This is a genomic window from Pseudarthrobacter sp. NBSH8 (genome assembly GCF_014217545.1).
Taxonomy (GTDB): domain Bacteria; phylum Actinomycetota; class Actinomycetes; order Actinomycetales; family Micrococcaceae; genus Arthrobacter.
Genome location: NZ_CP043178.1, coordinates 1,467,697 through 1,486,311, shown reverse-complemented (window position 1 = coordinate 1,486,311; position 18,615 = coordinate 1,467,697). Strand labels below are relative to the sequence as shown.

Genomic DNA, 18,615 nt, shown 5'->3' with positions numbered 1-18,615 from the left:
CTTACTTTCCTGCGACGCGGATATCGCGGCCGGAGGCAACCTTGGCGGACATGCCCCACAGCTCGATGAAGCCGCGTGCCATGGACTGGTCGAACGTGTCGCCGGTGTCGTAGGTGGCGAGGTCGAAGTCGTAGAGCGAGGTCCCGGAACGGCGGCCGTTGACGATCGCCTGTCCGCCGTGCAGCACCATGCGGATGTCACCGGTGACGTACTGCTGGGTGTCTTCGATGAAAGCGTCCAGGGAGCGCTTGAGCGGCGAGAACCACTGGCCGTCATAGACCAGTTCGGCCCAGCGCTGGCCAACAGTGGCCTTGAAGCGGGCCTGCTCGCGCTCGACGGTGATGTCCTCGAGGTGCTTGTGCGCGGTGATCAGCGCCATCGCACCCGGGGCTTCGTAGATTTCGCGGGACTTGATGCCCACGAGGCGGTCCTCGACGACGTCGATCCGGCCCACACCCTGCGCTCCGGCACGGCGGTTCAGTTCCTTGATGGCCTGCAGCGGGGTGACCCGGACGCCGTCGATCGCTACCGGCACGCCGCCTTCGAAGGAAATGGTGACCTCATCCGGGGCCGGCGGGAACTCAGGCGTGGCGGTGTAGTCGTAGATGTCCTTGGTGGGCGCGTTCCAGATGTCCTCGAGGTAGCCGGTTTCGACGGCGCGACCCCAGACGTTCTGGTCGATCGAGTACGGGTTCTTCTTGGTGGTCTCGATCGGCAGTCCCTTTTCCTCGGCGAAGGCGATGGCCTTGTCGCGGGTCAGGGCGAGGTCGCGGACAGGGGCGATGCACTTCAGGTCCGGGCCGAGCGTCTGGATGCCCACCTCGAAGCGGACCTGGTCGTTGCCCTTGCCGGTGCAGCCATGGGCCACCGTGGTGGCGCCGAATTCGCGGGCGGCCTTGACCAGGTGCTTGACGATGACCGGCCGGGAGATGGCCGAAACCAGCGGGTAGTGGCCCTGGTAGAGGGCGTTGGCCTTCAGGGTGGGCATGCAGTATTCGTTGGCGAACTCGTCGGACGCGTCGGCCACGTAAGCCTCGACGGCGCCGCAGCCCAGTGCACGCTGGCGGATGGTCTCCAGCGACTCGCCGCCCTGTCCGACGTCGACCGCCACGGCGATGACCTCGGCACCGGTGGCTTCACCGATCCAGCCGATGGCTACGGAAGTATCGAGGCCACCGGAGTAGGCCAGAACAATGCGCTCAGTCACGAGAATGCTCCTAATTGGGGTTGTAGATATTGTCGGGGGAAATTCTTCAGGGAAAAACGTTCTGGGGAAAGCCTGTCACACCGGGAAGGCGTTCGGGCGGCGTGGGATTACTGGCTGCCGCCGGCTTCCTCGGCGAGCTGCAGAAACCGGACCGCGAGGTCCTGCCCGCCCTGCGGATCCCGGGAAACCAGCAGCACGGTGTCGTCACCGGCAATGGTCCCCAAAATGGAGGGCATCACCGAGTGGTCGATGGCCAGTGCCAGGAAGTTGGCCGCACCGGGCGGGGTCCGGAGCACGGCGATGTTGGCCGAGGCTTCCGCCGTGACCAGGAGCTCGCTGCACAGCCGGGCAAGCCGGGCATCCAGGATCTCCTGGCTGACGCCGGTTTTGGCCGTACGTTCGCCGCCCTCGCCGGGGACGGCGTAGACCAGCACGCCTTCCTTACCGCGGACCCGGACCGCGCCGAGTTCCACGAGGTCCCGGGACAGCGTGGCCTGGGTGACCTGGACGCCGTCGTCCGCCAGCAAAGCGGCCAGCTCCGCCTGGGAGCGCACCGATTCACCCGTCAGGATCGAGGTGATGCGCGCCTGGCGGGCCGTTTTGGTGGCAGGGCTGGAGCCCGGCGCTGCCGGCGGGACGGACACTAGTTGCCAACCTCCGGCGCCAGCCCGACCTCTAAGGGCGGCAGTCCTTCAACCACTGCCAGGCCCGAGCGGTGCATCAGCCAGGCCATCAGGGCCTTCTGTGCGTGCAGCCGGTTCTCGGCTTCGTCCCACACAATGGATTGCGGGCCGTCGATGACGCCGGCAGAAATCTCATAGCCGCGGTAGGCGGGCAGGCAGTGAAGCACGACGGCGTCGTCCGCCGCATGTTCCATGGCCGCCTCATCGACGGAGTACTCCCGGAACAGCTGCATCCGGGCTTCCTTCTCGGTTTCCTGGCCCATGGAGACCCAGGTATCCGTGGCCACAACGTCAGCGCCCTTGAGTGCCACGGCCGCGTCGGTGGTGATCAGGACAGAACCACCGGTCTGGGCGGCGCGCTCCTCGGCCGCGGCAACGATCTCGGCTGCCGGGAGGTAGCCTTCCGGCCCGGCGATGCGGACGTGCATCCCGGCGGTGACTCCGGCCAGCAGGTAGGAGTTGGCCATGTTGTTGGCGGCGTCGCCAAGGTAGCTCATGGTGAGGCCCGCCAGTTCGCCCTTGTGTTCCTTGACCGCGAGCAGGTCCGCGAGGAGCTGGCACGGGTGGTAGTCGTCGCACAAGGCGTTAATGACGGGCACCTTGGAGTTCTCCGCCATGGCCACCAGGCCCGAGTGCGCGCCGGTGCGCCACACAATGGTGGAGACCATTCGCTCCAGGACCTTGGCGGTGTCCTCGACCGACTCTTTATGGCCGATCTGGGCCTCGCCCGGGTTGATGATCAGGGCGTTGCCGCCCATGTCAGCGATGCCCGTGGCAAAGGAAACCCTGGTACGGGTTGAGGTCTTGTCGAAGATGACGGCCACGGTTTTGCGGCCGTTGCCCTCCGCGGCGAAGGGCTGCACGCTGTACGGCGCGGCCTTCATCCGGACGGCCAGGTCCAGCACCTCCGCCTGCTCGGCGGGGCTGAGGTCCGTGTCCTTCAGGAAGTGGCGGGTGGTGCTGGCTGTGCCGGCGGAAGAAACTACGGGGGTCACTGCGCGTCCTTAGCTGTCTGGAGGATTGCCGGGAGGGCGGCGAGGAAGGTGCCGGCCTGGTCCCTGGTGAGGACCAGGGGCGGGGCAAGCCGGATGGTGTGCGGGCCGGGGCTGTTGATGATGAAGCCGGCGTCGAGGCCCGCGGTGACCACAGCGGGGGCCATGTCGGCGTCCAGGTCGAAGCCGATGAGCAGGCCTTCGCCGCGGACTTCGGTGACGCCGTCGACGGCGGCAATTCCGGCGCGGAGGTAGTCCCCCACGGCAGCAACATTTTCCAGGACCCGCTGGCTTTCGATCGCGTGCAGCGTGGCCAGCGCGGCCGCCGTGGCCACCGGGTTGCCGCCGAACGTGGTGCCGTGCTGGCCAGCAGTCAGCAGCGACGACGTCTGCTCACCGAACGTCAGGAGCGCGCCGATGGGGAAACCGCCGCCGAGGCCCTTTGCCAGGGTGATGGCGTCCGGAACGATCCCGGCGTCCTCCGTCGCGAGCCATTTGCCGGTCCGGCCGATTCCGGTCTGGACCTCGTCCAGGATCAGCAGGGCGCCGGCCTTTGTGGTCGCTTCGCGGGCTGCCAACAGGAACCCAGGAGGCAGTGGCCGCACTCCGGCTTCGCCCTGGATGGGCTCCAGGAAGACCGCGGCCACGGTCTCGTCGATGGCTGCTTCCAGGGCTGCGACGTCGCCGAACGGGAGGTGGACCACACCGCCGGGCAACGGCTCGAACGGTGCGCGGTAGGCTTCCTTGGCGGTCAGGGCCAGGGCACCCATGGTGCGCCCGTGGAAGGCTCCTTCCAGGGCGATGATCTTGGTCCGCTTGCCCGTGGTGCCGTCCGGGCTGGCTCCGTTGCGCCGTGCCAGCTTAAAGGCGGCTTCGTTGGCTTCGGTGCCGGAGTTTGTAAAGAACACCTTGGAGCCCGCAGGGGCGTGCGTCAGTGCCAGCAGCTTTTCGGCCAGTGCGATCTGCGTAGGGCTGGTGAAGAAGTTGGAGACATGGCCAAGGGTGGCCAGCTGGCTCGAAATCACGGACGTCACAAACGGGTGGGCGTGGCCCAGGGCATTAACGGCAATACCGCCGAGCAGGTCCAGGTATTCCTTGCCGTCGGCGTCCCAGACCAGGCAGCCGGCACCGCGGACCAGGACCCGCTGCGGGGTACCAAAAACGCCCATCAGGGACGCGGAGTAGCGCGTGAGCCACTCAGCCCCGCTGCTGTGGCCTTGGCCTTCAACCAGGTCTCCTACCGGAGTCTTCTCGAGTGTGCTGGCCGCGTGGCTTCCTGTTTTTACCGCGTTCATGGGGTGGCTCCCTGTTCTTCGCTGTCTGCGTCTTCGTCGGGCACAACCTGCGTGCCGATGCCCGCCGTCGTGAATGTTTCCAGGAGCATCGAGTGCGGCAGGCGGCCGTCCACGATGTGCGCGCGTTCCACTCCGCCGTCAATCGCCTTGAGGCATGCCTCCATCTTCGGGATCATGCCTGATTCAAGTGACGGCAGGAGCTGGCGCAGCTCCGAGGCCGTGAGGGAGGAGATGAGGGAGGACCGGTCCGGCCAGTTGGCGTACAGTCCTTCGATGTCGGTGAGGATCACCAGTTTGGAGGCCCCCAACGCTTCGGCCAGGGCCGCCGCGGCGGTGTCGGCGTTGACGTTCAGGACCTGGCCTGTGGTCTGGACCTCTCCGGCTGCCGTCTCGACGCCGTCGGACTCGATTTCCGGCGCCACCGTGGAGATGACCGGGATGCGGCCGGCGGCCAGGATGTCCAGGATGCCCTCCGGGTTGACGCCGACGACTTCGCCTACCAGGCCCAGGTCAACTTCCTCCCCGTCAATGACAGTGCCGGTCCGGACGGCGCGGAGCAGGCCACCGTCTTCGCCGGACATTCCCACGGCGTAGGGGCCGTGGGAGTTGATCAGGCCCACCAGTTCGCGGCCTACCTGGCCGGTGAGGACCATCCGGACCACGTCCATGGCTTCGGGGGTGGTGACACGGAGGCCGCCTTTGAACTCGGACTCGATACCCAGCCGCGCCAGCATGGAATTGATCTGCGGACCGCCTCCGTGGACCACGACGGGGTGGATGCCCACATGGTGCAGGAACACCACGTCTTCGGCGAAAGCACGGCGCAGTTCGTCATTAACCATGGCGTTGCCGCCGTATTTGATCACCATGGTGGAGCCGGCGAACCGCTGGATCCAGGGCAGCGCCTCGATCAGCGTGCCGGCCTTGCTCTGGGCATCACTCATGGACGTCGTTTCACGGGTCTGGGTGTTCATGCGTGCAGTATCTCCAGGGTTGCTGGTCGGATCAGGCGTGAGGATCAGCTGGAGTAGGCGCTGTTCTCGTGGACGTAGTCGTGGGTGAGGTCGTTAGTCCAGATGGTAGCTTCGGCGTCACCGGACTGCAGGTCAATTTCCACCAGAACTTCGCGGGGTTCCAGGTCCACCAGGTTGCGGTCGTCGCCGATGCTTCCGTTGCGGCAGATCTGGATGCCGTTGATGGCGACATTGAGCTGATCCGGTTCGAACACGGCATCCGTGGTGCCCACGGCGGACAGCACGCGGCCCCAGTTTGGGTCCTTGCCAAAGATGGCTGCTTTGAACAGGTTGGACCGGGCCACGGAGCGGCTGACGGTTTCGGCGTCCCGCTCGCTGGCCGCGTTGAACGTGCGGATGGCGATGTCATGGCTGGCGCCTTCGGCGTCCCCGATCAGCTTGCGAGCCAGTTCGGCGCACACCTGGGTCAGCCCGGCACCAAAGGCTTCGGCGGACGGGACGGCGCCGGACGCGCCGGAAGACAGCAGTACCACGGTGTCGTTGGTGGACATGCAGCCGTCCGAATCAGCCCGGTCGAAGGTGACGCGCGTGGCATCGCGGAGGACGACGTCGAGCATTTCCGCTTCGACGTCGGCGTCAGTGGTGAGGACCACCAGCATGGTGGCCAGGCCTGGTGCCAGCATGCCGGCGCCCTTGGCGATGCCGCCGATGGTGAACTCCTGGCCGTCGGCGTCCGTGCCGATGAACAGCGCGGACTTGGGCACCGAGTCCGTGGTCATGATGGCGGTAGCCGCAGCCGGCCCGCCGTCCGTGCTCAGCGCGGCCGAGGCAGCTTCGACGCCCGGGAGGATCTTGTCCATGGGCAGCTGTTCGCCGATCAGGCCGGTGGAACAGACAAAAACGTCCGTTGCCGAGATGCCCAGGACAGCGGCCACTTTTTCGGCCGTGCTGTGGGTGTTCTGGAACCCCTGGGGACCGGTACAGGCGTTGGCACCGCCGGAGTTGAGGACCACTGCGTCCACACGGCCGTCCGAGACCACCTGGCGGGACCAATGGACGGGAGCCGCGGCCACACGGTTGCTGGTAAAAACGGCGGCGGCCGTCTTGGACGGGCCATCGTTGACGACCAGGGCGAAGTCCGGCTTGCCGGAGGTCTTCAGGCCGGCGGTGACGCCAGCGGCGCGGAATCCCAGGGGGGCGGTAACGGTCACGGTGCAACTCCCTGCAGGTTGAGGCCGGCGGTTTCCGCCAGGCCAAGCGCAATATTCATGGACTGCACGGCGCCGCCGGCAGTCCCCTTGGTGAGGTTATCAATGACGCACGTCACAATCACGCGGCCGGTGTGTTCGTCCAATGCCAGCTGCATGGCGGCGTGGTTGGAGCCCTGGACCGATTTGGTGGCGGGCCATTGCCCTTCAGGCAGGAGGTGGACAAACGGTTCGTCGTCGTAGGCATCCGCCCACGTCTGCCGGAGGTCCGCCGCGGTGGTGCCGGGCTTGACCTTCGCCGTGGCGGTGGTGAGGATGCCGCGGCTCATCGGCGCGAGCGTCGGAGTGAAGGACACCGTGACACTCTCACCGGCAGCGTTAGAGAGCCCCTGCTCAATCTCGGGGGTGTGGCGATGGCCGCCGCCCACTCCGTAGGGGCTCATGGAGCCCATCACCTCAGAGCCGATAAGGTTCACCTTCGCGGCCTTGCCCGCACCCGAGGTGCCGGAGGCGGAAACGATCACGACGTCGTCGGGCTGGAGCAGCTTGGCGGCGAACCCGGGCGTCAGGGCCAGGAGGGCCGAGGTCGGGTAGCAGCCCGGGACGGCGATCCGGGTGGCGCCCTTGAGGGCTTCGCGCTGGCCAGGGAGCTCCGGCAGGCCGTAGGGCCACGTCCCGGCGTGGGCCGAGCCGTAGAACTTTTCCCACGCGGCCGGATCTTCGAGGCGGTGGTCTGCGCCGGCGTCGATCACTACGGTGCCCTCCGGAAGCTGTGCCGCGATCTCGGCGGAAGCGCCATGCGGGAGCGCCAGGAACACCACATCGTGCCCGGAAAGATTCTCCACCGTGGTGTCTTCCAGGATGCGGCTGGCCAGTCCATGCAGATGCGGTTGAAGTTCGCCGAGGCGGGAGCCTGCATTGCTGTGCGCGGTGATGGCACCGATGGTCACGTCCGGATGCCCCGCCAGGAGGCGCAGGACTTCTCCCCCGGCGTACCCGCTGGCTCCGGAGACGGCAACAGAAATAGTCATGCCCTGAATCTTACAGCAAAAGTATTCAGTGTGCCCGATATTTATGCATTCGATGATCCCCCCGATTCCAAGTACCGCTGGACAGGCAGGCGTAAGCTGGGATGAGGGTGATCCTGACCGTGCAGTCCGAATGTCGGCTGCAGCGTTGCCCGAAACAGTTACGAGGCCCCGCTCCATGACCACCACCTTCCCCACGTCAGAGCGCCCCAAATCGCGTGTCCGGCAGCCCAACGCCGTTGTCCTGAGCTATTCGGAACTGTTGAAGAGCGTCAAGGCTGAAGGCCTGCTGGAACGTCGCGTCGGTTTCTACATCACGCTCTTCGCCAGCTTGGTGCTCCTGATGGCCGCCACTTGGTTCGGCTTCGCCCTGATCGGCGCCAGCTGGTTCCAGCTCCTCATTGCCGCGGCTGTCGGAGTTCTATGCACTCAGCTGAGTTTCCTGGCCCACGAGGCCGGGCACCGCCAGATCTTCGCGTCGCGCCGGGCCAACGACTGGACCGCCCGGATCCTGGCCACCTCGGTGGCAGGCATGAGCTACTCCTGGTGGGAGCAGAAGCACGGCGCCCACCACAACCACCCCAACGTCATTTCCAAGGATCCGGACATTGCCACCGGGGCCATCGCCTTCCACACCGAAGGTGCCGCCACGCGGCAGGGCCGGTTTTCCTTCCTGACCCGCAAGCAGGGTTGGTTCTTCTTCCCGTTGTTGTTCCTTGTTGGCCTGGGCCTGCAGATCGATTCCGTGAAGTTCGTCTTCCGCCGGGCCAAGGTGACGCACCGCTGGGTAGAGCTTCCCATTTTGCTGGTCCGGCTCAGTCTCCTCCCCGCGCTCGCCTTTACATTCCTTCCGCTGGGAATGGCGTTCGCCTTCATCGGCGTGCAGCTTGCCGTCTTCGGTTTCTACATGGGTGCTTCCTTCGCACCGAACCACAAGGGCATGCCGGTCCTGCCCGCGGACAGCCGCGTGGACTTCTTCAGCCGCCAGGTCCTGACCTCACGGAATATCTCCGGCGGCCGGTTTATGGACATCCTGCTCGGCGGCCTGAACCGCCAGGCTGAGCACCACCTCTTCCCGGACATGGCGCGCCCCCAGCTGGACAAGGCTGCCAAGATCGTCCGCGAGTACTGCAAGAAGCACCAGGTGCCCTACACGGAGACCACGCTGCTGCAGTCCTACGGCATCATCGTCCGTTACCTCAACGACGTGGGCCTTGCCGCAGGACGCCACTTCGAGTGCCCCATGGCAACGGTGACCCGGCGGTTCTAGCATGCACACCCCGAGTCACGCTGCTCCCCCGCTTGGCTCTTCCCCCCCTTATGACCCGAAGCGACGGCCGGCTACCGGCCGTCGCTTCGTCGTCGGTAGCGGTATCCCTAGGATGGTCAGAGACACCGGCTGCGGGAAATCCCTGCCCGGAGAGGAGACCCTTTATGCATGCCATCGTTGTCCGCCAGCCCGGAGGCCCGGAAGTCCTCGAGCTCGCTGAGGTGGACCGTCCGACGCCGGGCCCCGGCCAGTTGCTCATCAAAGTCGCGGCCACGGGCGTCAATTTCATTGAGACGTACCAGCGCGGCGGCATGTACAAGGTTGCCCATCCATTCATACCGGGCGCCGAAGCAGCGGGCGTCGTGGAGGCAATCGGCGAGGGCGTTGAGGGCTTCACCGTGGGGAGCCGGGTTGCAACGGCCGAGGGCCAGCAATGCTACGCAGGCTACACCGTGCTGGACGCCGCGAAAGCCCTCCCGGTACCGGATGGCGTGGACCTCTTGACGGCGGCGGCGTTACCCCTTCAGGGCATGACCGCCCATTACCTGATCAACTCATCCTTCAAGGTGGAACCTGGCCAAACGGTCCTGGTCCACGCCGGTGCCGGCGGTGTGGGCCTGCTGATTACCCAGCTCCTGAAGGCACGCGGAGCCCGGGTTATCACCACAGTGTCCACCGACGAGAAGGAAGCGCTGGCCAAGGGAGCCGGCGCGGACGTTGTGCTCCGCTATGACGGATTCCCTGAAGCTGTCCGCGATCTCACCGACGGCGCCGGCGTCCAGGTGGTGTACGACGGCGTCGGGAAAGACACGTTCGACGGCTCGCTTGCCAGTCTGTGCACCCGCGGCTTCCTCGTCCTGTTCGGGGCCGCCTCCGGCGCTGTGCCGCCGGTGGATCCGCAGCGGCTCAACGCGGGCGGCTCGCTTTCCCTCACGCGGCCGACACTGGCGCATTTCCTGGCCAACCCGCAGGAACGGCGGTGGCGTTCCAGCGAGGTCTTTGGGGCGGTAGCCGACGGAAGCCTGAAGGTCCGGATCGGTGCCACGTACCCCCTGGCCGAGGCGCGACGTGCCCACGAGGATCTCGAGGGCCGGCGCACCACGGGCAAGGTCCTCTTGGTTCCCTGATGGCGCCCGCCTACGGATGAACGGAATATGAACCTTCAACCAATCAAGGACACCTTCCGTTCACTTTCCTCAGGCAGAATCCGTCCGTGAGTGAGCATCAGTCAAACGTCGTGGCATCCCGGCCGGAAGATCTCTACCGCCCCCAGCTGGCCGGTTTGCCCCTGGCCCCGCCCGAGCGGACGCTCATGGCCATCCTGGCGGAATCGGCCACCCGCTTCCCGGAGGCATCGGCGCTCGACGACGGCCGGCGGTCCCTGAGCTACGCCGACCTGATGGCCGCGGTCCGGGCCAAAGGGCGGGAGCTCCGGGCCGCCGGACTGGGCGCCGGCGACAGGATCGGCGTGCGGATTCCGTCTGGGACCAATGAGCTCTACATCTCAATTCTCGCGATCCTGCACATCGGCGCCGCCTACGTGCCCGTGGACGCCGACGACCCCGAGGAACGTGCACGGCTCGTCTTCGGCGAGGCACGCGTGGCCACAGTCCTCACCGGTGGGGCCGCGGTCATTGTCCTGGCCTCCCGGCCAAACGAAGACGGCCGTGGCGCTGAGCACCCTTCTGCCGAGCGCCGTGAAGCCGAAAGCCGTGCTGCCGAGCCCGGCGATGACGCCTGGGTGATCTTTACCTCCGGGTCCACCGGCACGCCCAAGGGCGTCGCCGTCCGGCACCGCTCCGCCGCCGCCTTTATTGACGCCGAAGCCCGGATCTTCCTGCAAGAGGAACCACTGGGACCGCAGGACCGGGTGTTGGCAGGGCTCTCCGTCGCCTTTGATGCCTCGTGCGAGGAAATGTGGCTTGCCTGGCGTCATGGCGCCTGCCTGGTGCCCGCGCCGCGAGCCCTGGTCAGGACGGGAACGGACCTTGGCCCCTGGCTCATCAGCCACGGCATCACCGCAGTATCCACTGTTCCTACCCTTGCGGCACTCTGGCCCGCCGAGTCCCTGGAGAGTGTCCGGCTCCTGATTTTTGGCGGCGAAGCCTGCCCGCCCGAGCTCGTCGAACGGCTTGCCATCCCGGGCCGGGAGGTATGGAATACCTACGGCCCCACGGAGACCACGGTCGTGGCCTGCGCTGCTCCCCTAGGTGGTCCCGGCCCGGTCCGGATCGGGCTGCCGCTGGACGGCTGGGACCTGGCCGTGGTGGACGCCGACGGACTGCCCGTCAGCGAAGGGGACATCGGCGAGCTGATCATCGGCGGCGTCGGGCTTGCCCGTTACCTTGACCCGGACAAGGACCGGGAGAAGTACGCACCCATGCCGTCCTTCGGCTGGGACCGCGCTTACCGTTCCGGCGATCTGGTCCGCTACGAAGCCGCCGGCCTGATCTTTATGGGCCGTGCGGACGAACAGGTCAAGCTCGGTGGACGACGGATCGAACTGGGCGAAATTGACGCCGCCCTGCAGGCCCTCCCCCACGTCGCCGGAGCGGCGGCAGCCGTCCAGACAACCGCGGCCGGCAACCAGATCCTGGTGGGATACCTGGCCGCCGCTGATGCGGACCTGGATCTGGTGGCAGCCCGTGAACTCCTGGCGGCGAGCCTCCCCGCCCCCCTCATTCCGCTGCTGACCGTCGTCGAGTCCATGCCGACGAAAACCAGCGGCAAAGTGGACCGTCATGCCCTGCCCTGGCCGTTGACCGGGAGCGGCGCGGCGGAGGCTGACGCGGCCCCGTTGAACCTGCCGGAAGATGCCGCCTGGATCGCCGAACAGTGGACGGCCGTCCTTGGCAGCCCCGTATCAAGCCTCGACGCCGACTTCTTCGCCTACGGCGGCGGCTCCCTGTCCGCTGCCCAGCTGGTCTCCGCCCTCAGGGGCCGGTACCCGACAATCACGGTCGCCGACATCTATGCCACACCCAGGATCGGGGCCCTGATTGATGCGGCCCGCCAGACGCTTCCCGACGGCGTGACCGCCGGGCCGGCGCCGTCCAGGACTGTGCGCCCCACCGCGTTCAAGTCCCAGGTCTTCCAGACGCTGATGGGCATTCCCTTGCACATCCTGGTGGGGATGCGCTGGCTGACCTACGTCATGGCGGCCAACAACGTACTGGCCTTCTTGGCAGGGTTCAGCGCCGCACCCACAGTTTCCTGGTGGTGGGTGGCCGCGTCCTGGCTGGTCTTCGTCTCTCCGGCCGGCCGGATGCTGATTTCCGTGACCGCGGCCCGGATCCTGCTCCGGAAAGTGGAGCCGGGAGCGTACCCGCGCTCAGGGCGCGTGCACCTGCGCCTGTGGCTGGCAGAACAAATCCAGGACCTCGCCGGTGCTATCAGCCTCGCCAGCGCACCATGGGTGCCCTACTACGCCCGGGCGCTGGGCGCCAGGATCGGCAGCAACGTCCAGCTGCACTCGCTTCCCCCGGTTACAGGACTGCTTTCCCTCGGCAGTGGCTCCAACATTGAGCCTGAAGTGGACCTTTCCGGTTGGTGGATCGACGGGGACATCGTCCACATCGGAGCCGTCCACATCGGGGCAGGAGCCAGCGTAGGGGCGCGCAGCACGCTGATGCCCGGCGCTTCCATCGGCGCCGGAGCCCAGGTGGAACCAGGCTCGGCGGTCCTCGGCAAGGTCACGGCCGGCCACCACGTTGCCGGGTCCCCGGCCGAACGCCGGGGCAAGGCCAAGCACTCGCTGCCGGACACTCCCGCAGAACATCGGCTGATTGGCCGGCTCTGGTTCGCCGGATTCGCCGCGGCTTCGGCCGTGCTGGCCCTGATCCCCTACGTCTCCGCCGCCGCCGCAGCGCTGGTGGTCTTTGGCTTCATCCGGGGCAGCGCTTCGCTCTCCGCCGCCATGCCGCAGATCCTGCTCGCCCTCGCACCCGCGGCCCTTGTGTGGTTCGTCGTCAACCTGCTGCTCATTTTGGTCACCACCCGGCTGCTCGGCATCGGCCTGGCCGAGGGATACTATCGCGTCCGCAGCCGGATCGGCTGGCAGGTCTGGGCCACGGAACGCGTACTGGATCTGGCCCGTGACCTGTTATTCCCCATCTATGCCAGTCTCTTCACTCCGGTCTGGCTGCGCCTCCTCGGTGCCAAGATCGGCAAGAACGTCGAAGCCTCCACCGTCCTGCTAATCCCCAAAATGACCACCGTGGGCGAGGGCGCCTTCCTGGCCGACGACACCATGGTGGCGTCCTACGAGCTCGACGGCGGGTGGCTGCGGATCGCGCCCGCGAAGATCGGCAAGCGCTCCTTCCTGGGCAACTCCGGCATGACCGCTGCCGGCCGGAACGTCCCCAAGAACTCACTCGTGGCCGTCCTGTCGGCCACCCCGGCCAAGGCCAAAGCAGGGACGTCATGGCTGGGCAGCCCACCCGTGCGGCTCCGGCGTACCGCCATCGCCTCTGATGACACACGTACCTTCCAGCCGCCGCTGCGGCTCAGGTTTGCCCGCTGCCTCTGGGAACTGGGCCGTTTCATTCCCGTGGTGGCCACTGTGGCGATCGCCGCAGGCGTGATGCTGGCCTTTGACTGGCTGGCCGCCGCATACAACTACGGGATTGCCGCAGCCTTCGGCGGGATCGTGATGCTGCTGGCGGGCGCGATGGCCGCGGGCAGCGCCGTCGTCGCCAAATGGGTCCTCGTGGGACGGATCCGTGCCGGCGAGCACCCGCTCTGGAGCTCCTTCATCTGGCGCAACGAGGTGGTGGACACGTTTATCGAAATGGTCAGCGCCCCCTGGTTCGCGCGTGCAGCCACCGGGACGCCGGCCCTGGTCTGGTGGCTCCGGGCGCTTGGCGCACGGATCGGCCGCGGCACGTGGTGCGAAAGCTACTGGCTCCCTGAAGCTGACCTCGTATCCCTTGGGCGGAACTCCACCGTCAACCGGGGCTGCGTGGTCCAGACGCACCTGTTCCACGACCGCGTCATGAGCCTGGACACTGTTACCCTCGAAGACGGTGCAACCATGGGGCCGCATGGTGTCATCCTGCCGCAGGCCAGCATCGGAGCCGGCGGAACCGTTGGACCGGCGTCACTGGTGATGCGGGGCGAATCGGTTCCAGCCGCGACCTATTGGATGGGTAACCCGGTGAGCCCCTGGAGGGGTCCCGCAGGGTCCGCTCCCAAACCACGGTAGCCCGCAGTACCAGCTGTCCCGCCGCCTACGCTGATCGGAAAGACCGTCTTATGAGTTCCCCCGTACCGAGCCCGACGGCCGCGAGTACCGGCCCCGCCCGCACGTCGGAGCAGGATGCTTCAGCACCTGATCCCTACATGCCGGGCCATGGCACGAACGCGTACAAAGTCAGCCGCTACGAACTTGACCTTGACTACAAGCTCAGCAGCAACCGCCTGAGCGGGCGCGCTGTCCTCAACGCCGTCACCCGGTATGCAACGGCGGCCGTGGTGCTGGACCTGACCGGGCTCCGGGCCACGAAGATCCAGCTCAGCGGGCGGCGGGTTAAGAAGTTCAGCCAGCGCGCGGGACAGTTGGTCATTGTGCCCGAAGCCGCACTGCCGGCGGGCGAGGAATTTACCCTGGACATCCGCTATGAAGGCAACCCTGCCCCCCGGCGCGGGTTCTGGGGCGAGGTGGGCTGGGAGGAACTCACCGACGGCGTTCTGGTGGCTGGCCAGCCGAACGGCGCCGCCTCCTGGTTCCCCTGCAACGATCACCCCGGCGACAAGGCCAGCTACAAAATCAGCGTGACCACCGACGCCAACTACCGGGCTGTGTGCAACGGGACGCTGATTTCCCATACCAGCAGGGCCAGCCGCGAGACCTGGGTCTACGAGCAGGCGGAGCCCATGGCCACCTACCTTGCCACGGTCCAGATCGGCCGGTATGAGTTCCTCACGCTGACTCCCTTCCCCGTGGATGGCCAGGTTCCTCAGTTCGCAGCCGTCCCGGCGCTGTTGGTCGACGCGGCCCGCGACGGCCTGGCGAGGCAGCCGGAAATGATGCGCACCTTTGCCAACTGCTTCGGGCCCTACCCGTTTCCGGAATATTCCGTGGTGGTGACCGAAGACGAGCTGGAAATACCGCTTGAGGCGCAGACGCTGTCCATCCTGGGCCGGAACCACCTGACGCAGGAGTGGGAGTCCCAGCGGCTCATCGCCCACGAGCTCGCGCACCAGTGGTTCGGGAACTCTCTCACTGCCTCATCCTGGGCGGACATTTGGCTCCACGAGGGCTTCGCCTGCTACGCGGAGTGGATCTGGTCCGAGGAAGCGGGCGTCCTGCCCATTGCGGACCGGGCCGCCGCAGCCTGGCGGAAGCTGGCCGCTGGCAGCCAGGACATCATCGTGGGCGACCCCGGGCCGGAGCTGATGTTTGATGACCGCGTTTACAAGCGCGGAGCCCTTGCCCTGCATGCCCTGCGGATCCGGTGCGGCGACCTGGCATTTTTTGCCCTCTTGCATGACTGGACGGATACCCACCGTCACGGTTCAGTGTCCACGGCGGCCTTTATCCTCGCCGCGGACCGTGCCACCGGCCTGGACACTGAGGCTCTCCTGCACCCGTGGCTGCTCGAGACAGCCCTTCCGCCCCTGCCTGTGCGCTTATAGTCCGGTGCGCTGACAGGCAGCAGCTCTCCTACCGGCCGGCGCCCTACCCGCCGGTTCGCGAAACCGCGACGGCGGCGCGGAAGTTGAGCGGGAGGCCCGCTTCTCCGGCGGCCAGGTCCCTGATTTCCGGGCGGGACAAAACATCAAGGGTGTCCGGGGCGGTAACGAGTCCGTCTCCCGTCATCTTGAGCCAGGCTTCCTTGCGCGCCCAGAGCCGTGCCCGCTCCTGCAGCAGCTGAGGCCGGGCCAGCCCGGCGAGGGCCGCGCGCTCAGCGGCGGTGAGGGCCACGCCGTCGAACCCGTCAAAGGCCATGCCGGACGGGTCCTCCAGATCCACGCCCATGGTGACTCCGACCGCCGGATCCATCACGGCGCCCAACAGGATCCAGCCGGAACTCCGGGACAGGCTCAGCGCCAGGGGCACCGGCTCGCCCTTGAGTGAATACCCGGGCCTGCCGTGCGACAGCCCGGGGCCGGCGCCGCACCGGGGGCAGCTGAAGTGCGTGGTGAGGTCCGACGCCGGGACGTCCAACAGTTCTGCCGCGAACGTTCGCAGGCAACGCCGGCCCGCCACAAAAACGGCCCGTGGGCCGGGCGCCAGGGCGGCGGCGCGGGCCAGCTCGGCAGGCCCCAGCACTGCCGGCTGGCCTCCCGCAGTCGGGGGCCGCCCTCCCGGTAATCCGGGAGGGCAGGAACGCAGGACCGGCACTATAGAGCCGGGCTCCGCCATCTCTTGGGCCGGCCCCGCCCTCACCGGCCCCGCCATCCGGATCCGCGCTTAGCGCTGGGCGGCGCCGAAGCGCTCTGCAGCCAGGGCCACAGCGCTTTCGCGCGCAGCCGAGGCTTCATCGGCCGTCAGTGTCCGGTCCGTTGCCCGGAAACGCAGGCCGAAGGCGAGCGATTTCTTGCCTTCTTCAATGCCCTTGCCGGCGTAGACATCGAACAGCGCCACGTCCTCCAGCAGTTCGCCGGCGCCTTCGCGAAGCGCCTCGAGGACCTGGTCCGCCGGAATATCCTGCGGCACAACGAGCGCAACGTCCTGGGTGGCTACCGGGAACGTTGAGATGTGGCGGGCCACAATCACATCCGCGGCTGCCTCGAACAACGCATCCGCGTTGAATTCCAGCGCCACCGAACGGGCGGGCATGTCGTGCGCGGCCAGGAGCTTCGGGTGGAGCTCGCCTGCGTAACCCACCATCTCACCGGTCCGCAGTGAGAGCTGCGCGGCCCGGCCCGGGTGGAACGCCTGGTGCGCGCCCTGGCTGACCACGATCTCCACGCCCAGGACGTCCCCGGCAAACCGGGCAATATCCAGCGCGTCGGACCAGTCCCACAAGCGCGGTGTGTGGCTCGCCGCAGCGGGTGAATCGTGGCCAGTGAGGACAGCGGCGACGTGCAGCGGCTGGCCCGGAACGCCGTCGTACAGTGCATCCAGCACCTCGTCGGACGGCTTGACGCCCAGCGGCGGGATGGACGGTGTACCTATAGTCCCGCTCGGCAGGAACACCAGGCCGGACTCGAAGATCGCCAGGTCGCGGAAGCCGCGGGAGTGGTTCCGCTTGGCCACCTCGATGAGCCCGGGGAGGATGGATGTACGCAGGAAGCCGTGTTCCTCGCTGATGGGATTCGCCAGCTTGACCGCGCTCCGGGCAGCACCGTGCTCGGCGACGCCGAACGTGTCGTTGGCGGCCTTGGAGACGAACGGGTAGGCCAGAACTTCGGTCAGCCCGGCGTCAGCCAGTGCTTGGATGAGCCGACGGCGCTGCTGCTGCACGCGGGTCAGGCCACGTCCCGGAGGGGCCACGGGAAGGGTGGCGGGGATGTTCTCGTAGCCCACCAGCCGCGCGATTTCCTCGGAGAGGTCTTCCTTGGTTTCCAGGTCGCTGCGCCAGCTCGGGGCGGTCACGGTCCAGCCGCCGTCGGATTTTTCCACCACGGCACCGAGGTCCACCAGAGCGGTGGTGATCTGTTCCTCGGTGAAATCGATGCCGATCCGTTGGGCGGCGAAGGCTGCCGGCAGCGCGATGGTTAGGGCGTCCGGCGCGGTCCCGACGTCGGTCCCCGCCTGGTCGGCAATCCCATCGGCGAGTTCCACCAGGAGGTCAACAACACGCTGGGCAGCGATGTCCGCCACGTGCCAGTCGACGCCGCGCTCGAAGCGCTTGGACGCCTCGGACGGCAGCTTGTGCCGGCGGCGGGATCGGCCAATGGACACCTCGTCGAAGTGGGCCGCCTCCACCAGGACGTTCGACGTCGCATCGCTCACCTCCGTGGCTGCACCGCCCATCACGCCGGCAATGCCGATCGCGCCGGAACCGTCGGTGATGAGGAGGTCTTCGACGTCGAGCGCGCGCTCCTTGGCGTCCAGGGTGGTGATTTTCTCCCCTGCAACGGCGCGCCGGACCACAATGTCGCCGGACAGTTTGTCCAGGTCATAGCAGTGCGTGGGCTGGCCAAGTTCGAGCATCACGTAGTTGGAGATGTCCACCGGCAGGGAGATGGAGCGGATCCCGGCGAGCCGCAGCCGCGAGGTCATCCACGCGGGCGTCGGCCTGGTGGCGTCGACGCCGCGGACGGTGCGGGCCACAAAACGGTCGCAGCCGGGCTTGCCGTAGATGGGCGCGTCGTCGTTGAGCTTGACGCCGTAGCCGCCGGAAAGCTCCGCCGGGGCCAGGACCTCTGACGCAGGGTCCGTGAAGGAGGTTCCGGTGGCGTGGGCGTACTCGCGGGCCACACCACGGATGGAGAACGCGTAGCCTCGGTCCGGGGTCACGTTGATCTCGGCTGCCTGGTCATAGAGGCCCAGCAGTTCCATGGCGTCGGTACCGATTTCGGGATCAAGCCCGATGCGGGACAGCACCAGGATGCCGTCGTGGTCTTCGCCGATGCCGAGCTCACGAACGGAGGCGATCATGCCTGCGGAGAGGTGGCCGTACGTCTTCCGGGCGGAAATGTGGAAGTCGCCGGGCAGGACCGCTCCGGGCAGGGTGACCACTACTTTGTCGCCCTCAACGAAGTTGTGGGCGCCGCAGATGATCCCCTGCACGCCGGACTGGTCGATTCCGTCGCCGGTGAGGGTCTGTTCCTGGCCTTCGGGGACAACCCGGACCTGGCACCAGTTGATGGTTTTGCCGTTGGTCTGGGGTTCCTTGACGATGCTCAGGACCTGGCCCACCACAACCGGACCCTGCAGGGTGTCCGTGGGGCGGTGGACGGCCTCTTCTTCAAAGCCGACCTTGACCAGTTCGGCCATCACGTCTTCGGCCGTTGCTCCGGCCGGTACTGCTGCGAATTCACGCAGCCAGGAAAGTGGGATACGCAC

General features: G+C 67.1%; 13 protein-coding genes. 4 read left to right on the top strand and 9 right to left on the bottom strand.

Going from position 1 to position 18,615, the window contains the following annotated elements; genetic code table 11:
• Position 1: 1 nt before the first annotated feature.
• The 7 genes from FYJ92_RS06825 to argC form a co-directional block, all read right to left on the bottom strand.
• Positions 2 to 1,207 carry an argininosuccinate synthase gene (locus tag FYJ92_RS06825; RefSeq protein WP_185263166.1) on the bottom strand — a complete coding sequence of 402 codons (1,206 nt, stop codon included), beginning with the start codon at positions 1,205 to 1,207 and terminating at the stop codon, positions 2 to 4.
• Between the two features lie 107 nt (positions 1,208 to 1,314).
• A complete protein-coding gene (locus FYJ92_RS06820) occupies positions 1,315 to 1,851 on the bottom strand; it encodes an arginine repressor (protein ID WP_185263165.1) in 537 nt (178 codons plus the stop codon).
• A complete protein-coding gene (argF, locus tag FYJ92_RS06815; RefSeq protein ID WP_185263164.1) occupies positions 1,851 to 2,885 on the bottom strand; it encodes an ornithine carbamoyltransferase in 1,035 nt (344 codons plus the stop codon). The genes FYJ92_RS06820 and argF overlap by 1 nt, the downstream gene beginning before the upstream one ends.
• Positions 2,882 to 4,177, bottom strand: coding sequence for an acetylornithine transaminase (locus tag FYJ92_RS06810; protein ID WP_185263163.1), 1,296 nt, complete (start codon positions 4,175 to 4,177; stop codon positions 2,882 to 2,884). The genes argF and FYJ92_RS06810 overlap by 4 nt, the downstream gene beginning before the upstream one ends.
• Complete coding sequence (gene argB, locus FYJ92_RS06805) at positions 4,174 to 5,151, bottom strand: acetylglutamate kinase (RefSeq protein WP_185263162.1); 978 nt, start codon at positions 5,149 to 5,151, stop codon at positions 4,174 to 4,176. Before argB ends, FYJ92_RS06810 begins: the two co-directional genes overlap by 4 nt.
• 44 nt (positions 5,152 to 5,195) lie before the next feature.
• Complete coding sequence (gene argJ, locus FYJ92_RS06800) at positions 5,196 to 6,362, bottom strand: bifunctional glutamate N-acetyltransferase/amino-acid acetyltransferase ArgJ (RefSeq protein ID WP_185263161.1); 1,167 nt, start codon at positions 6,360 to 6,362, stop codon at positions 5,196 to 5,198.
• Positions 6,359 to 7,390, bottom strand: coding sequence for an N-acetyl-gamma-glutamyl-phosphate reductase (argC, locus tag FYJ92_RS06795; protein ID WP_185263160.1), 1,032 nt, complete (start codon positions 7,388 to 7,390; stop codon positions 6,359 to 6,361). The genes argJ and argC overlap by 4 nt, the downstream gene beginning before the upstream one ends.
• Positions 7,391 to 7,565: 175 nt before the next feature.
• On the opposite strand from argC, the gene FYJ92_RS06790 reads away from it, so the two are divergent.
• From FYJ92_RS06790 to FYJ92_RS06775, 4 genes are all read left to right on the top strand, one after another.
• On the top strand, positions 7,566 to 8,657 hold the full coding sequence (locus FYJ92_RS06790) for an acyl-CoA desaturase (protein ID WP_185263159.1): 1,092 nt from the start codon (positions 7,566 to 7,568) through the stop codon (positions 8,655 to 8,657).
• Positions 8,658 to 8,821: 164 nt separating this feature from the next.
• The gene (locus tag FYJ92_RS06785) at positions 8,822 to 9,784 is read left to right on the top strand and encodes a quinone oxidoreductase (RefSeq protein WP_185263158.1); all 963 of its coding nucleotides are present in this window, start codon (positions 8,822 to 8,824) and stop codon (positions 9,782 to 9,784) included.
• A 185-nt stretch (positions 9,785 to 9,969) separates the two neighbouring features.
• Complete coding sequence (locus FYJ92_RS06780; protein WP_185263709.1) at positions 9,970 to 13,860, top strand: Pls/PosA family non-ribosomal peptide synthetase; 3,891 nt, start codon at positions 9,970 to 9,972, stop codon at positions 13,858 to 13,860.
• Between the two features lie 50 nt (positions 13,861 to 13,910).
• Complete coding sequence (locus FYJ92_RS06775) at positions 13,911 to 15,293, top strand: M1 family metallopeptidase (RefSeq protein ID WP_185263157.1); 1,383 nt, start codon at positions 13,911 to 13,913, stop codon at positions 15,291 to 15,293.
• A gap of 43 nt (positions 15,294 to 15,336) precedes the next feature.
• Here the strand turns inward: FYJ92_RS06775 and FYJ92_RS06770 are convergent, their stop codons facing one another.
• Both FYJ92_RS06770 and pheT read right to left on the bottom strand, forming a co-directional pair.
• Complete coding sequence (locus tag FYJ92_RS06770) at positions 15,337 to 15,930, bottom strand: 4'-phosphopantetheinyl transferase superfamily protein (RefSeq protein ID WP_255482337.1); 594 nt, start codon at positions 15,928 to 15,930, stop codon at positions 15,337 to 15,339.
• Between the two features lie 141 nt (positions 15,931 to 16,071).
• The gene (pheT, locus tag FYJ92_RS06765; protein ID WP_185263155.1) at positions 16,072 to 18,615 is read right to left on the bottom strand and encodes a phenylalanine--tRNA ligase subunit beta; all 2,544 of its coding nucleotides are present in this window, start codon (positions 18,613 to 18,615) and stop codon (positions 16,072 to 16,074) included.

Bases quoted from the DNA above. Each gene is read 5' to 3' on its own strand.
- FYJ92_RS06785 (WP_185263158.1), top strand. From the start codon at position 8,822: ATGCATGCCATCGTTGTCCGCCAGCCCGGAGGCCCGGAAGTCCTCGAG.
- FYJ92_RS06775 (WP_185263157.1), top strand. From the start codon at position 13,911: ATGAGTTCCCCCGTACCGAGCCCGACGGCCGCGAGTACCGGCCCCGCC.
- FYJ92_RS06780 (WP_185263709.1), top strand. From the start codon at position 9,970: ATGGCCATCCTGGCGGAATCGGCCACCCGCTTCCCGGAGGCATCGGCG.
- argB (WP_185263162.1), bottom strand. From the start codon at position 5,151: ATGAACACCCAGACCCGTGAAACGACGTCCATGAGTGATGCCCAGAGC.
- FYJ92_RS06790 (WP_185263159.1), top strand. From the start codon at position 7,566: ATGACCACCACCTTCCCCACGTCAGAGCGCCCCAAATCGCGTGTCCGG.
- FYJ92_RS06810 (WP_185263163.1), bottom strand. From the start codon at position 4,177: ATGAACGCGGTAAAAACAGGAAGCCACGCGGCCAGCACACTCGAGAAG.
- argC (WP_185263160.1), bottom strand. From the start codon at position 7,390: ATGACTATTTCTGTTGCCGTCTCCGGAGCCAGCGGGTACGCCGGGGGA.